12 protein-coding genes are annotated in these 15,132 nt (G+C 45.2%); 11 read left to right on the plus strand and 1 reads right to left on the minus strand.

The window, feature by feature from the left end:
- The first annotated feature begins 90 nt into the window (after positions 1-90).
- From AC3CH3_RS21605 to AC3CH3_RS21625, 5 genes are all read left to right on the plus strand, one after another.
- Complete coding sequence (locus AC3CH3_RS21605; RefSeq protein WP_065207132.1) at positions 91-1,275, plus strand: OmpP1/FadL family transporter; 1,185 nt, start codon at positions 91-93, stop codon at positions 1,273-1,275.
- On the plus strand, positions 1,275-1,964 hold the full coding sequence (locus AC3CH3_RS21610; protein ID WP_479284423.1) for a hypothetical protein: 690 nt from the start codon (positions 1,275-1,277) through the stop codon (positions 1,962-1,964). The genes AC3CH3_RS21605 and AC3CH3_RS21610 overlap by 1 nt, the downstream gene beginning before the upstream one ends.
- Before the next feature lie 287 nt (positions 1,965-2,251).
- Positions 2,252-3,364, plus strand: coding sequence for an NADH:flavin oxidoreductase (locus AC3CH3_RS21615; RefSeq protein ID WP_488538395.1), 1,113 nt, complete (start codon positions 2,252-2,254; stop codon positions 3,362-3,364).
- Positions 3,365-3,586: 222 nt separating this feature from the next.
- The gene (locus AC3CH3_RS21620) at positions 3,587-4,507 is read left to right on the plus strand and encodes an IS5 family transposase (protein ID WP_488538008.1); all 921 of its coding nucleotides are present in this window, start codon (positions 3,587-3,589) and stop codon (positions 4,505-4,507) included.
- Positions 4,508-4,660: 153 nt separating this feature from the next.
- Positions 4,661-5,581: an IS5 family transposase gene (locus AC3CH3_RS21625; protein WP_488538396.1), complete on the plus strand. Its 921-nt coding sequence runs from the start codon at positions 4,661-4,663 to the stop codon at positions 5,579-5,581.
- Between the two features lie 518 nt (positions 5,582-6,099).
- Here AC3CH3_RS21625 and AC3CH3_RS21630 read toward each other — a convergent pair.
- Entirely contained in the window at positions 6,100-6,981 is an 882-nt protein-coding gene (locus tag AC3CH3_RS21630) for a LysR family transcriptional regulator (RefSeq protein WP_017099346.1), read from the minus strand.
- 157 nt (positions 6,982-7,138) lie between these two features.
- On the opposite strand from AC3CH3_RS21630, the gene AC3CH3_RS21635 reads away from it, so the two are divergent.
- The 6 genes from AC3CH3_RS21635 to AC3CH3_RS21660 all read left to right on the plus strand — a co-directional run bounded on the left by AC3CH3_RS21635 (position 7,139) and on the right by AC3CH3_RS21660 (position 14,962).
- Positions 7,139-7,537 carry a RidA family protein gene (locus AC3CH3_RS21635; RefSeq protein WP_076657332.1) on the plus strand — a complete coding sequence of 133 codons (399 nt, stop codon included), beginning with the start codon at positions 7,139-7,141 and terminating at the stop codon, positions 7,535-7,537.
- Between the two features lie 189 nt (positions 7,538-7,726).
- Positions 7,727-9,187: an aldehyde dehydrogenase family protein gene (locus AC3CH3_RS21640; RefSeq protein ID WP_488539083.1), complete on the plus strand. Its 1,461-nt coding sequence runs from the start codon at positions 7,727-7,729 to the stop codon at positions 9,185-9,187.
- 210 nt (positions 9,188-9,397) lie between these two features.
- Positions 9,398-10,393: a membrane dipeptidase gene (locus AC3CH3_RS21645; protein WP_017060833.1), complete on the plus strand. Its 996-nt coding sequence runs from the start codon at positions 9,398-9,400 to the stop codon at positions 10,391-10,393.
- Between the two features lie 230 nt (positions 10,394-10,623).
- Positions 10,624-12,219 carry a BCCT family transporter gene (locus AC3CH3_RS21650; RefSeq protein ID WP_488538397.1) on the plus strand — a complete coding sequence of 532 codons (1,596 nt, stop codon included), beginning with the start codon at positions 10,624-10,626 and terminating at the stop codon, positions 12,217-12,219.
- 206 nt (positions 12,220-12,425) lie between these two features.
- Positions 12,426-14,228, plus strand: a complete 1,803-nt coding sequence (locus tag AC3CH3_RS21655; protein ID WP_488538398.1) for a hypothetical protein — start codon at positions 12,426-12,428, stop codon at positions 14,226-14,228.
- Complete coding sequence (locus tag AC3CH3_RS21660; RefSeq protein ID WP_019825051.1) at positions 14,225-14,962, plus strand: DUF3726 domain-containing protein; 738 nt, start codon at positions 14,225-14,227, stop codon at positions 14,960-14,962. Before AC3CH3_RS21655 ends, AC3CH3_RS21660 begins: the two co-directional genes overlap by 4 nt.
- Positions 14,963-15,132 lie beyond the last annotated feature (170 nt).

The raw sequence follows: 15,132 nt of genomic DNA on the forward strand, positions 1-15,132 counted from the left end.
TTGTACAGGAATAACGGATATTCCATTTGTTTATGGGGCTTTGCGGTAACCTTAGAGCAATTTTATGTCTAAGGCTAAATGAGCAATCTGATGAACAAAACTTTTACTTACTCTCTAGCTGCCACCGCAATATTTACTAGCTTAAATGCATTTGCAAGTGGCCTTTTTTTACAAGAGGCCGTTGTTGCTAACGCTGGTACTACTGGTGCTGGTGATGGTGTTTATACTCGTTCTGCTGCTGCAATGTGGACGAACCCTGCCACCATGTCTCACATGGGCGAAAGCAAGACGACCATTAATACTATGGCGTTTGATCTTGAGATGAAATATCAAGATAACGGGGACAAGCAGGATGGTAAAGGCCATTCAGTGTTGCCTTCATTTGGCGCGTTTCATGCACATCAAGTCACCGACAAATTACACCTTGGTATTGCGCTTGGTGCTGTCGGTGGTTCAAGCCTTGATTACGGCAGTGAATGGGCGGGTGCTGCACTTCTAGAAGATATCACTCTCACAGCAATGCAAGTGAATCCATCACTGAGTTATAAGCTGAATGACCAATGGTCAGTAGGCGCGGGTGTGCAATTCAGCTGGGCTGCGTTTCAACAGTCGACCTCTGGGGTTGCTGGGTTTACAGCAAAACAAGATACTGACTGGGCATACGGTTACAACTTTGGCGTGATGTACACACCGACAGACAAGCTTAAATTGGGCGCAAGTTACCGCTCGAAACTAGAGCATGAGTTTAATAATGAGTTAAGTGGAAGTGCGTTTAACTCGTTGTCGACAGACCTTGCACTACCTGAGATCGTTGATTTAAGCGCAAGCTATGCATTGAACTCTCAACTTGATCTCTTGGCTAGCATTCAATTCCACCGCTGGAGTGAGTGGGATGAGACAGTATTAGATTTTGGAGTGACAGATAGAGATGGGATCCCAATTAAACGTGATTGGGACGACGTATGGAAGTTTGCTGTTGGTGCTGACTACCAGCTGAACTCTGACTGGCGTTTAAAGGCGGGCTTCTCTTACGAAACCTCTCCACAAGACGATCCTTCAATGCAGTGGGTTGACCTTCCAGTGGGCGAACAGTATCGCTACTCAGTGGGTGCATCTACCTATTGGGACGACATCTTAATTGATGTGTTCTACGAGTATGCTGACTTAGGTTCAGTTGAGATGAATCGTGATTTACAGGGACCTCTAGGCGTCAACTTGCTCAACGGTTCTTTCGATGGCCGTATCCACTTTGTTGGCGTTAGTGCGACCTTCTAATGACAAAACTTAACTTATTAATTGTTGCAGCAGTAACATGGTGTTCAACGGGTGTTTTGGCTGAAGAGAAGCACCCTGATGATCCCACTAAGATCGTAACCAAAGCAGGCATTGCTTATAACGAAGAATTGAAGTTTTCGGGCTCTATTGGGCTTGATGAAGCACGCATGATAAATGCTCGTGTCAATGCAGACGGTGAAGAGTGGCGACTTGGTGGTTCTTGGCTGTTGCCATTAGGCATTGTTAACTTTAACTTTAGTCGTTCTGAATACGATAATGATGCTTACAAAAATAACTACAGTATCGGTACCTTTGTACCATTGAGTTATTTCGATATTGAACCTTTTGGGTGGCAAATCTTCCCTATGGCTGGATACAGCTATAACGATGGTGAAGTGGCAGTATTCGATGATGAGAATGTGGGGTCTGATTATGTACTAATGCCAAGCTCGACACATGGCGGTTATATCGGTGCCTTTGCCTTAAAAACGATAACGGACGAGTGGTCGATTATGAGTTTTGGTGGCGGTTCAATGGGTTCTGACGACTATTCTGGTTATTGGGCTGGGGTAGGTGCTAGTTACAAGTTGAGTGATGCTCAATCATTCAACTTCTTCACTATTTTTGCTGAGGATGACTTCGGTGAAAATAACAGTGTTGGGGCTTCTTATACCTATGAGTTCAAATAACTGTTAGCAGGCAGCAATTCGCAGGTGGACACCTCTCGTAAGAACCATTGACTTAGTCCAGATTAAATTGAACAAAGTCGCTTATTAAAACTTAGCGACTTTCTTTTATTACCATTTCTCCAATCTTTTTTATCTCTTTTTGATGCTTTCTATATCTTTCTCACATGAGAGTGCCGCTCTCTTAATCTAGATTAAGTTTTACCTGTCTTATTCTCTGTAGTATCCGCCTGAATCAGTGCCCATGCTTAATGGGTAACTCGCGTAATACGATTTTGAGAGGAAGACACTTGAGCACTTTGTTTACAGAAACCCACATTGGCAAGATGACACTAAAGAACCGCTTCATGAGAAGTGCAACGTGGGAAAATATGGCCACCGAAGATGGGCATATGACAGATAAACTGTACGCTATCTATGAAGAGTTGGCTCAAGGTGAAGTCGGCCTGATCGTAACGGGTTACGCGAACATTGTTGAAGAAGAAAAGCCGAATGCGGGCATGATGGGGATGTATAACGACTCATTCATAGCAGAGTATCAAAAGCTGACTCAACTGGTGCACGATAATGACTCTAAAATCGTGATGCAATTGGCTTATGGTGGCACCAAAACCACGCATGATCTTGGCGAACGAGTGATCTACGCACCAAGTGAGGTTCCAGAAAAAGGAACTCAAACACTAGGCAAAGCGATGACTAAAGACGAGATCGACTACATTGTTGATGCGTTTGCTCAAGCGTCATTGAGAGCACAGAAATCAGGTTTTGATGGCGTTGAAATTCATGCTGCTCATAACTATCTGATTAACCAGTTCTTAAGTCCTTATTACAACCAGCGTGAGGACGAATACGGCGGTAGCTTAGAAAATCGCATGAGATTTTTGCTAGAGATCTACACGGCAACGCGCAAGCTAGTAGGCGACGATTTCCCAATCTTGGTTAAGCTGACCGCTTCTGAGTTTTTTGAGGGCGGTGTGACCTTCGATGAAACGCGTTTGGTGTGTAAAAAGCTTGAAGAAGTAGGCGTTGATGGCATTGTAGTTTCTGGCAACATTCATGGTAAAGCCGACACCATGATTGGCGAGTCACACGACGGATTTACTATCCAAGCTGAAGGTTACTTCCATGAATACGGCCACGCAATTAGCCAAGACGTTAACATCCCAGTTATCACGGTTGGCGGCCTGACGGATTTTGATGCTATCGAAGCGATTGCGAACAACACGGGCATTGAGTACTTCGCACTTTCACGACCTCTGCTTTCTGAGCCGCACTTAGTGAAGCGTTGGAAAGAAGGGGATAAAAGCCCTGTTGAATGCGAACGATGCTCTAAGTGTCGCACTAAGCGCGGTAACTTCTGCGTGGTCAACAAAGACAGAAAAGTACAGCTTGCTCGTATGTAGTCGCTGAACCCAGCTCCAAGCGTGAGCCGGAGTTTATAACTGAGTCTAAGTTTGAGCCTGTGTAATCGCGCAGGCTTTTATTTATTTCATATTATATGAAACGAAATTTGAAACCTTATTAATCACATCTTCCTGTCAAATTGGGCTTTGTTGCGTAATTCAATGGAACTAAATCAAGAGCCTACGATCTGATCAGCTACGTTCACTCCTTCTCGTAGCTCTATGCCTAAACCTCGTTACAAAACAACCAACTGGAAGCAATACAACCAATCACTTATTAACCGTGGCTCTCTGACCTTTTGGATTGATGAAGAGGCAATAAACGGGTGGGCGCAAAGCAAACAGAGTAAGCGCGGGAGGCCACGTCGGTTCAGCGATTTAGCTATCACGACAGCGCTCATGGTGAAACGAGTTTTTTCTATGCCACTGAGAGCTCTGCAAGGGTTTATCGACTCAATATTTAGGCTTGCCCATGTTCCATTAAGTTGTCCGCATTACACCTGCATCAGTCGTAGAGCAAAGCAAGTTGAGGTCTCATTTAAGACTAAAGCGAGAGGAGCAATACAGCACCTGGCCATTGATGCAACTGGCCTAAAGGTTTATGGCGAAGGTGAATGGAAAGTCAAAAAACACGGGACAGATGGCAAGCGTAGAGTTTGGCGAAAGCTGCATATTGCCGTTGATACAAGCACTCATGAAATTATCGCAGCCGAGCTAAGTTTATCGACGGTTACAGATGGAGAAGTCCTCCCGAACTTACTGAAACAAACACGCCGAAGTATCCTTGAGGTGTCTGGTGATGGAGCTTACGACACGAGATTGTGTCATGCTGCTATTAAGATTAAGGGAGCCATTGCGCTTATTCCCCCAAGAGAAGGGGCAGCCTTCTGGGAGCGTGGTCATCCTCGAAACCTCGCCGTGGTTTGCCAGAAGTTATACGGCTCAAATAAGTATTGGAAAGAGCGGTATGGGTACCACAGACGTTCACTATCAGAAACAGCGATGTATCGAGTAAAACAGTTACTAGGAGGACGATTGAGCTTAAGACATTACAATGCGCAGGTGGGTGAGACTTACGCGATGATAAAAGCGTTGAACAAGCTTACTGGGTTAGGTATGCCTGAAACTTGTCGTATTGACTAAGAAACACACGAAATGGGGTAGCTCTATCTATAAATTTAATTACGCAACAAAGCCCGGAAACGGGCGTTTTTGTAGGCTTTGTTGCGTAATTCAATGGAACTAAATCAAGAGCCTACGATCTGATCAGCTACGTTCACTCCTTCTCGTAGCTCTATGCCTAAACCTCGTTACAAAACAACCAACTGGAAGAAATACAACCAATCACTTATTAACCGTGGCTCTCTGACCTTTTGGATTGATGAAGAGGCAATAAACGGGTGGGCGCAAAGCAAACAGAGTAAGCGCGGGAGGCCACGTCGGTTCAGCGATTTAGCTATCACGACAGCGCTCATGGTGAAACGAGTTTTTTCTATGCCACTGAGAGCTCTGCAAGGGTTTATCGACTCAATATTTAGGCTTGCCCATGTTCCATTAAGTTGTCCGCATTACACCTGCATCAGTCGTAGAGCAAAGCAAGTTGAGGTCTCATTTAAGACTAAAGCGAGAGGAGCAATACAGCACCTGGCCATTGATGCAACTGGCCTAAAGGTTTATGGCGAAGGTGAATGGAAAGTCAAAAAACACGGGACAGATGGCAAGCGTAGAGTTTGGCGAAAGCTGCATATTGCCGTTGATACAAGCACTCATGAAATTATCGCAGCCGAGCTAAGTTTATCGACGATTACAGATGGAGAAGTCCTCCCGAACTTACTGAAACAAACACGCCGAAGTATCCTTGAGGTGTCTGGTGATGGAGCTTACGACACGAGATTGTGTCATGCTGCTATTAAGATTAAGGGAGCCATTGCGCTTATTCCCCCAAGAGAAGGGGCAGCCTTCTGGGAGCGTGGTCATCCTCGAAACCTCGCAGTGGGTTGCCAGAAGTTATACGGCTCAAATAAGTATTGGAAAGAGCGGTATGGGTACCACAGACGTTCACTATCAGAAACAGCGATGTATCGAGTTAAACAGTTACTAGGAGGACGATTGAGCTTAAGACATTACAATGCGCAGGTGGGTAAGACTTACGCGATGATAAAAGCGTTGAACAAGCTTACTGGGTTAGGTATGCCTGAAACTTGTCGTATTGACTAAGAAACACACGAAATGGGGTAGCTCTATCTATAAATTTAATTACGCAACAAAGCCGTTTTTGTATGAAAATTTTAGACGTAAATTTGGCAAGTTACGATCTTATCAATTAAGCATATTCAAACACTTAGCGTCATTTATAAGTTAATTATTGAGTGCCATTCTACAAGTGGATAAAGTCAGTTTTAGTCAGCGATGAAAGCCTTCGTGCATTGAGTTATTTATCTATACGGCGTTCTCTATCTGGAAGTGATTATTTTTCAAAATAGTTTGTCACGACTTCATTCTTAACGTCTTTCAAGCGATTCGAAACGGATAAATCGGCGTTTAAGATGAATATTATGGAAGAAATTCAGCTCCTCACATGGATGTAAGGAGCTGAAGATAGGGCAAAAATCTGAAGGTTAGGGCACTAAGCCCAAGATAGAAAGGTCAAAAGTCTGGAGATTCGAGCTGGAATTTCTTGATGTGTTGCTCTAACAACCGCTTTTTAAGCAAACAAACTCAATCATGTCCCTCTATTAGTCTTCATAACTTAGATATTGAATACATAAGTCATGGAAAGCCTGCGCTTGTGGCGAGATCGTACGATCAGACAATCTGAAAATACCGATTTGACGCTGTAAAGGCGGGTCAATCAACGGAATCCACACCAAGCGGGTTTCATTGGTTGGGAAAGCCAGTTTAGGTAGCGTGGTCACGCCTATCCCAAGCTCTAACACCGAAAACAACGAAGTAATGTTTTCGACTGAATACAAAGCTTGTTCGCTGAGCATTCTTGCAGGTGTTGGGTCAAGTAGGGTACAAGTCCCGTTGCGAATGAAGGGTTGTTTTAACAACGTTTGCCATTCTATTCCCTCTCGTTGAGAGGCGATGGGGTTGTCCTTGAGGCAGACCACACCGATAGGATCGGAAAGTAAAGGCGTGAAGTCGATGCTCTCTTCTTCTAAATGGGAGCTATTTCCGAGGGCTACATCCACTTCTCCAGACAGTAATCTCGCTTCTACACCCGCCGCGTTATCATCAATCAAGCTGACTTCAACATTCGGGTACTGCTCACAAAAAGCCCCTAAAACACTAGGGATTAATTTTGCCGCTACTGATGGCACGCTTGCTATTCGAACTCTTCCTTGTTGTCCTGCCGCGGCTGCACGTAGGTCATTGTCTAATGCTTTGTAAACATTCAGGAATTGAATGATTTTTGGCAGGCATATCTCCCCGAAAGGTGTCAGGGTTGATTTGTTGCCTGTTTCAAACAGTGGCTGACCAAGTATTTTTTCTAGCTCTTTTATCGACGTAGAAAGTGCTGCTTGCGAGCGATTTGCTCGGTGAGATGCCGCTCGAAATCCGCCTTCTTCGACCACTAAAACAAAATGTTTTAACTGTTGTAGCTTAATGCTCATGGCACTGATCCTTCTCTAGCCCTTGCTATGCCTTACTTTCTGTATGGTGATAGGTTTTTCTTATCAAATGCACAAAATTTACCGTTAGATTTATCAGTCGTCAAGGTGCAGCATTTAACCATCTTGAAACATAGTTGTTACAAAGTTGGATGGAATCGTGAACGCAAAAACTAAAAAACACCCAGTAAAAACTGAGCTTTTCGCTTCAAAAGCACCACTAGAGTGGGCAATCGTTAATAACGGCACTCTATATACAGCGCAGATTCCAATCGATGAGACTGGTGCGGTAGTAGAGGGTGGTATCGAAGCACAAACGCGTCAGACTTTTAATAACCTTGTCCATACATTGGAGTGTGCAGGTGAATCTATGGATTCAGTGCTGCAGGTACTTATTTACGTGACAGACCGTGAATATCTAAAAACGGTGAACAGCGTATATGGAGAGTACTTCAATGCACCTTACCCAAACCGTGCTGCGGTCGTCGTTGCAGGGTTAGCAAGAGAAGAGATGCTGGTCGAGTTCGTGGTTTATGCATCGGCGTCTCAACCTGAATAATTCGACTGTGAACTAAGGCAATTTGCAGATTGAAGTTGTTTGTAAGTAAAGATCTTTATTGATACAAGCGACTTGGTTCATTTTTACATACAAGATTTAAACATTATTTATTATATAAATTAACGCTTTATTCATTAATCAGATGGTTGCCAGACTCAAACGCAGCCTAACCGTTACAAGGACAGAATGATGACTCAATTACAGAATGTTCAAGCAGAAAACGCACTTTATATTGGCGGCGAATGGCAAGCGGGTGTAAGCACCGTAGCGAACATTAACCCATCAGATATTTCTGAAAACATCGGTAACTTTGCACAAGCAAGTGCGGAACAAGTTCAACAAGCGATTTCAGCGGCGAAGCACGCTCAACCAGAGTGGGAAAAAACGCCGATTGAACGCAAGCAAGCGGTTCTTCAAGCGATTGGTGATGAGCTGATTGCACGTTGTGATGAACTAGGCACGCTTCTTTCTCGTGAAGAAGGTAAGCCGTTTGCTGAAGGTCGTGGTGAGATTTACCGTGCTGGTCAGTTCTTCCAATATTTTGCGGCTGAAGTGCTTCGCCAGATTGGCGACAACGCTGATTCAGTACGCCCAGGCGTTTCTGTTGAAGTGACTCGCGAAGCGGTAGGCGTTATCGGCATCATCTCTCCTTGGAACTTCCCGACAGCAACAGCAGCTTGGAAAATTGCTCCAGCGCTTGCTTTCGGTAACAGCGTTATCTGGAAACCAGCAAACCTAACACCAGCAAGTGCGGTAGCACTCACTGAGATTATCCACCGCCAAGGCATGCCAGCAGGCACGTTCAACCTTGTTCTAGGTAGCGGTTCGAAAGTAGGTGATGCACTGATCAACTCTAAAGAAGTGAACGGTGTGAGCTTTACCGGTTCTGTTGATACGGGCCGTAAGGTTGCGGCTGCTACAGCGCCAAACTTCGTTCGTTGCCAACTGGAAATGGGCAGTAAAAACGCACTTGTTATCGCAGACGATGCTGATATCCAAACTGCGGTTGATGCAACGATTGCCGGTTCGTTCTCTGGCGCTGGTCAAAAATGTACAGCGTCTTCTCGCCTTGTGGTTATGGATAGCATTCACGACCAATACGTTGAAGCACTAATCAAACGTATGAGCGAGCTGAAAGTGGGTCACGCACTGGAAGAGGGCGTATTCATGGGCCCTGTCGTTGATGGCAACCAACTTGAAGCAAACCTAAGTTGGGTTGAGAAAGCACGTCAAAGCGGCGGTGAGCTGGCATTTGGTGGCGAACGCTTGAGCATGAAACACGAAGGTTTCTACATGGCTCCAACGTTGTTCTTGAACACTAAGAACGATTGGGAAGTGAACCAAGAAGAAGTGTTCGCGCCAATGGCAAGCGTGATTCGTGTCGCTGACCTAGAAGAAGCGATTGCAACAACCAATGATACTCGTTTTGGTCTAACGGGCGGCATTATTACTCAGAGCCTACGTACTAGCGCGATGTTCAAGCAACAAGCCCAAACAGGTTGTGTGATGGTGAACCTACCAACAGCAGGCACGGATTACCACGTACCGTTTGGTGGTCGCAAAGAGTCTAGCTTCGGTCCTCGTGAGCAAGGTCAATACGCGAAAGAGTTCTACACAGTGGTTAAGACGGCTTACCAGCGTCCTTACTAATCCACTTTCTAAATAAGAATTGGATAGCTGAAGATATTAAGTCCCTAGCTATCCAGCTATCGAATTGGCCTGATTCACAGAGTCAGGCCAACATTCAAACCAAAGCAGCAAACGAACTTAGATAAGTGATTTAACCCATTTTTGAAAACATGTTATTTGAGCGTGTTTTCAAAACCGAGCTAGAACACTGAGCTTTCAATAGGAGTGGTTATGTACCAGCAACGGATTGTTATAGATGGATTGCAATACTGCAATTGGAACAGAGAATATTTCCAAACACTAAAGGCGAGCGGCATTACAGCAGTTCACGCTACCGCGGTTTACCACGAGACAGCTCGTGAAACCTTATCTCGCTTTGCAGAGTGGAACTTAAGATTCGAGCAGAACGCAGACCTTATCATGCCGATTCACTCAATGGCTGATGTAGAGACTGCAAAAGCGACTGGCAAAGTCGGCATTTTCCTTGGTGCTCAAAACTGTTCTCCAATCGACGATGAGATTGGTCTTATCGAAGTGATGCGTAAGCAAGGTCTTTTGATCATGCAATTGACTTACAACAACCAGAGCTTATTGGCGACGGGGTGCTACGAGAAGAACGACACCGGCATTACTCGCTTTGGTAAACAAGCCATCGAAGAGATGAACCGAGTGGGCATGATCATCGATATGTCTCACAGTGCCGAGCGCTCAACACTTGAAGCAATCGACTTGTCTTCTCGTCCTATTTGTATCAGCCATGCGAACCCAACGTTTGCTCATGATGCACTACGAAATAAATCAAACGATGTGATTAAAGCCCTAACCGCACGCGGCGGCTTAATCGGATTCAGCTTATACCCATTCCACCTACCAAACGGCAGCCAATGTACCTTGGAAGACTTCTGCCAAATGGTTGCGACTACTGCTGACATGGTCGGCGTAGAGCACCTCGGTATTGGTAGTGACCTATGCTTAAACCAACCTCAAGCCGTTCTTGAATGGATGAGAAATGGTCGTTGGTCTAAAGCAATGGACTACGGCGAAGGCTCTGCGAACAACTCTGGTTGGCCAGATGCGTTGCCTTGGTTCTGTGGTAGTGCGGGTATGGAAAACATATATAACGGATTGATGCGTCATGGTTTCAGCGAGTCTGAAGCTGGGCAAGTCTTAGGAGAAAACTGGTTTAACTTTTTGAAAGATGGCCTAGAGCCTCAAACCAAGGGTTAATGGTTTCTCGCGAGCCATCATCGAATTAGCAGCCTTGTAACAAACGTTCAATGAGCGAGTGCTGCTTAAACCAATTTCACTATTCAAAAGGAACAACGGTCTATTTCGCAACGCGGTAACCCAAACATGGATTAGCCTGCCCAACACAAAAAACAATAGGGCAGGTGTTAAATACACCCTTGTAGTCATCATTCAAATGACAGCTGCAAAGAAACCTCTGGAGTCAGAGTATGTCTGATTTAACCAATAGCGTGAAATCTTCTAGCTTAAATGCGGGTCAAACACACAAAGCAAGCAACACAAACGAGTCTGAATCTACGTCAGACAAATTAGGACTATCCAACCCAGCACTTTGGTACAGCGGCGGGTTTATCGCTCTGTTCGTGGCACTTGCTCTATTTGATGGCGAGCTGTTATCAAGCCTAGTAAATACGGGCTTTGCATGGTCTGTAAAAGTATTCGGTCCTTACTGGCAAATGCTTCTTCTTCTGACTTTTCTTATTGGTCTTGGCCTGGCGGCAGGGCGAACAGGCAAGGTTATCCTAGGTGGTATTGCTAAGCCTGAAATGGATGGCTTCCGTTGGATGGCAATCATCTTTTGTACGCTACTGGCGGGTGGCGGTGTATTTTGGGCGGCAGCTGAGCCTATTGCGCACTTTGTTAGCCCACCACCTTTATATGGTGCACAAGAAAATGCACAACAAGGCGCGGTGAATGCTCTATCACAATCATTCATGCACTGGGGTTTTCTTGCATGGGCAATCGTTGGTAGTTTAACGTCTATCGTGGTTATGCATCTTCACTACGACAAAGGCTTACCGCTTAAACCTCGTATTCTTCTTTACCCTGTATTAGGTGAAAGAGCTCTGAAAGGCCATACAGGCGCATTGATTGATGCATGTTGTATTGTTGCAGTAGCAGCGGGAACCATCGGTCCGATTGGCTTCTTAGGCCTGCAAGTGAGCTATGCCCTGAACGAACTGTTTGGTATTCCAGATGGCTTCACGACACAGCTGATCATCATCTTGTTCGCTATCGTTCTTTACACATTGTCTGCATTAAGTGGTCTTAACCGCGGGATGCAAATGCTAAGCCGTTACAACGTAATTTTAGCAATGGCATTGATGGTCTACATCCTGATCTTCGGCCCAACAAACTTCATTTTCAATGGCTACATCCAAGGTGTAGGCAGCATGATAGATAACTTCATCCCAATGGCAACATACCGTGGTGACGAAGGTTGGTTGAGCTGGTGGACAGTATTCTTCTGGGGTTGGTTCTTAGGTTACGGCCCAATGATGGCAATCTTCATCGCACGTATTTCACGTGGTCGTAGTATCCGCCAGTTGGTATCAACGATTAGTTTGATTGCTCCGTTTGTTACTTGCTTCTGGTTCACGATTGTTGGCGGCTCTGGTCTTGCGTTCGAAATTGCAGACCCAGGTAGCGTCAGTAAAGCGTTCGAAGGTTTTAACTTACCCGGCGCACTGCTAGCGGTAACTCAGCAGCTACCAATGCCAATGCTTATCTCAATTCTGTTCTTAATTTTAACGACGATCTTTATCGTAACGACTGGTGATTCAATGACTTACACCATCAGTGTGGTGATCAGTGGTGAGACAGAACCGAATGCAATTATTCGTACCTTCTGGGGTGTGATGATGGGGGTAACTGCATTGATTCTGATTTCCCTAGGTTCAGGCGGAATCTCAGCGCTGCAATCCTTCATTGTTATCACAGCGGTACCTGTGTCCTTAATATTGCTGCCATCACTTTGGAATGCGCCTCAAATCGCAATCAAGATGGCAAAAGAGCAGGGCTTATAACAAATTAAAGAGAAACAAGGTATCAGCCTTTGAAAGAAGGCTGATACAAGGTTCCGAGAGGAACAGAAAAACCGTACTGGTGAAGATACACCGGGCGGCACGTATTTAGGTCAATCGATCTAGTCAGGACAAATAATAAGGGGTGAGCTCGCTTGCCCCAAATAACGTGAAAGCTAACCAGCACACTGTAACAACGAATGCTTCATATGATGGCAACGATCGGTTCTGAATGGCTAGCAAAATCCTATAACTATAAGGTGGTGAGCAAAATGGATGCACATCGTTCTACTTACACTGAATCAGCACTGCGTGACGCAACCGTCGTCATGGCACCGGAAAGGCTAGGTGCAATGCACCAAACACGCATCAGCTTCGTAAGAACTCTGATTCGTAAAATGGCACAACAGCATTGGAAAGTGACTAAACATGAGTGGCAACTGGATCCTCAAGGTTTTGGTCATGTTATCTATAAGCTAGAAACGCCAAATCATGTTTATCATTTGGTTGTTTTCTGCGATGAGATTGCAGACGACGAGCGAAATGACCGTGTAATTGCTGAAAAGTGGGATGTAACGTTTGCGCTTGTTCTTGGTGATGTTGATGTCGCCTTACTTGAAAGGCTTCGTGCGAATGTACCGCTACAAGAAGCAGGTCGTAATCCAAATAACGTGCTTGTGTTGGCGCGTGCAAACAAAAGTGTGCGAGTGTTTGAACACATCGTGAGTCACCTAGCTAAAGGTGTTCAACCAACACCAAAAGAACTGGCTGAAGTGGGTTATATCCTGCGAACGACGGCGGTATACGGTAATGGCAAATTTGGCATCGCTGACTTCAAAATCTTAGAGAAAAATGAAGATTTTAATCAGTCGTTTAGTGCGCAAATGTGTGCGGTTTATATGCTGCGTGAGTTCAGCCTAGATTGGGTACATTACCTAGCCGAGCAACAAGGCGGTGAACAAGCGATTACCTTGCATAGAGGGTTACAACGTTACCTTGGTGTGGGGAATGCGACAGGTCTAGGGATGGCACCATACCTTATCAACCACCCAAGTATTGTCGACCAGTGGATGACGACTCGTGAACATGCATTGGCGGAAGTGTTAGCTCATCCTACCGAGACAGCTTTAATCGAGCCACTGCGAGCTTTGATGAGCAAAGCTGTGTCTCATCTGGAGCAGGTAGTCACCATTAATGAAAACCAACAACAGCTGAATAAAGCAGCTGTTGATGAGTTGAAACAAGCAATACAATCATTAGAAGCCTCTGTAAACCACTGCGATACATGGGCACAGTTAGTTGAACAATCTAAGCACATGAGTATGGAAGCCCAAGAAATCCTTATCTCATGCTTGATGGAATTGTACCCAGAATTAGTGGACGCCCATCAAGAGCAAATGAATTGCAGCGAAACACTGTCGCTTTCTAGCGGTAAAAAGATCCAAGACCTTTTAGTGGTATTGGAAGAGAAGTACCGCTGGGCAATTACTACTGACTTTACTAAAGCTGAGAACAACTATTGGTTCTGGTATCGCTCTCAAGACAAAGAAGAGCCAAGACTCGGTGTTCGAGGTGAGGAACTAGGCGAAGAGCGTGAACTGCCGTTAGATATCGGCCGTCAAGCTTACCGTTTGTACCATGCGTTGCTGCAGTTCGCGCCAGAGCTGTCGTTGGCTGAATTCCTTGTTAAACAGCCACAGCATCGTGCGATTGCACGCCGTGTGTGGACGCTAGGCAACAAAGCGATGGGTGACATTCAAATGAATGTACTTCATCAAGAGTCACTTCCGATGCATTTGTTACGTTGCAAACTCGCTATGTTTGGCGCAACTAAGTTTGATCCTCGCTCAGACCGTTGGGTTCGAGTGACTTTCTTCCAAGGGGCACCGCTGCTTGATGAAATCCATCAGGACGAGTGGGTGTTCCCACTGTTACCAAGCGAAGCGGAGCTGTCTGAATCACATAAAACTTCTACGCCTATTAACGCTCAACATGGAGGTAAATCGTTATGATCGTTTCTCACAATGAACTGGTCGCGGCCGTCAACAAAGCCTTTTTAGGGATGCGCCGTACATGTGGTGAAGCCGATGTGATAGCGAACATGGTGGCAGATTTACAAATGGTTGGCTTGGATGGTGTTCGCCATTTTAACAATGCGAGCAACTTTATGGGGTTAGAAGATGATTGCCCTGTAGATATCCAAATGATAAGCGACAACACAGTTGAAGTGGATTTGCACAAGGCGAGCTTGGCGTGTCATCTCCCTGTGGTGATGGATTACGCGATCGAAAAAATGGTCGGAAAAAAAGCGCTGAAAATTGAGCTTAATAACTGTCACAACCGTTGGTTAGCGTACAGTGAACTTGTGAAGCTAGCTGCGAAAGGCATCGCCTGTACCGCACGTTGGGATAATGGCTCCAATCCGAAGAGCACCTTGTATGTGCTTAATCGTGGGTGCGTAGCACCAGAGCTGTTCTTATCAGATTCGCCACTGACATCGGACGAACATATCCATAATATGACCATCGAACTTTCCGTCCAGGATTTCGATATCGAACGTTTGTCAGATGGCTACCAAACACACATTGAGTCAGAAGTACTTTTTAAAACCCAAGAGAAAGCGTGGAACGATGGTATTGAAGTGGATGAAGCAGAGTGGGGCGCGTTGAAAGAAACCGCTACAGCCATTCTTGTAGAAAGCAGCCAACGTTCGATTCAAGGTGCAGGTGAGCTGACGACTTCATAGCGTAGTGTATCGATAGCACTTTCTATAACAGATAGAACCGACAACAGATAAAACCAAAGAGCTTAACGTATCCTCACCTCGTTAAGCTCTTTTTATTTGTTTTCCATTTTCGTTTCTTCCCACCAATAGATCACCCTTAAACCTTCGCTTTTGAAACAAGTTGTTACGCG

The organism is Vibrio sp. QJM3NY_35, assembly GCF_057785915.1.

What these genes read in the sequence shown, in the direction of transcription:
- AC3CH3_RS21640 (WP_488539083.1), top strand. Translation starts at nt 7,727, where the DNA reads ATGACTCAATTACAGAATGTTCAAGCAGAAAACGCACTTTATATTGGC.
- AC3CH3_RS21655 (WP_488538398.1), top strand. Translation starts at nt 12,426, where the DNA reads ATGATGGCAACGATCGGTTCTGAATGGCTAGCAAAATCCTATAACTAT.
- AC3CH3_RS21650 (WP_488538397.1), top strand. Translation starts at nt 10,624, where the DNA reads ATGTCTGATTTAACCAATAGCGTGAAATCTTCTAGCTTAAATGCGGGT.
- AC3CH3_RS21630 (WP_017099346.1), bottom strand. Translation starts at nt 6,981, where the DNA reads ATGAGCATTAAGCTACAACAGTTAAAACATTTTGTTTTAGTGGTCGAA.
- AC3CH3_RS21625 (WP_488538396.1), top strand. Translation starts at nt 4,661, where the DNA reads ATGCCTAAACCTCGTTACAAAACAACCAACTGGAAGAAATACAACCAA.
- AC3CH3_RS21620 (WP_488538008.1), top strand. Translation starts at nt 3,587, where the DNA reads ATGCCTAAACCTCGTTACAAAACAACCAACTGGAAGCAATACAACCAA.
- AC3CH3_RS21645 (WP_017060833.1), top strand. Translation starts at nt 9,398, where the DNA reads ATGTACCAGCAACGGATTGTTATAGATGGATTGCAATACTGCAATTGG.
- AC3CH3_RS21605 (WP_065207132.1), top strand. Translation starts at nt 91, where the DNA reads ATGAACAAAACTTTTACTTACTCTCTAGCTGCCACCGCAATATTTACT.
- AC3CH3_RS21610 (WP_479284423.1), top strand. Translation starts at nt 1,275, where the DNA reads ATGACAAAACTTAACTTATTAATTGTTGCAGCAGTAACATGGTGTTCA.
- AC3CH3_RS21660 (WP_019825051.1), top strand. Translation starts at nt 14,225, where the DNA reads ATGATCGTTTCTCACAATGAACTGGTCGCGGCCGTCAACAAAGCCTTT.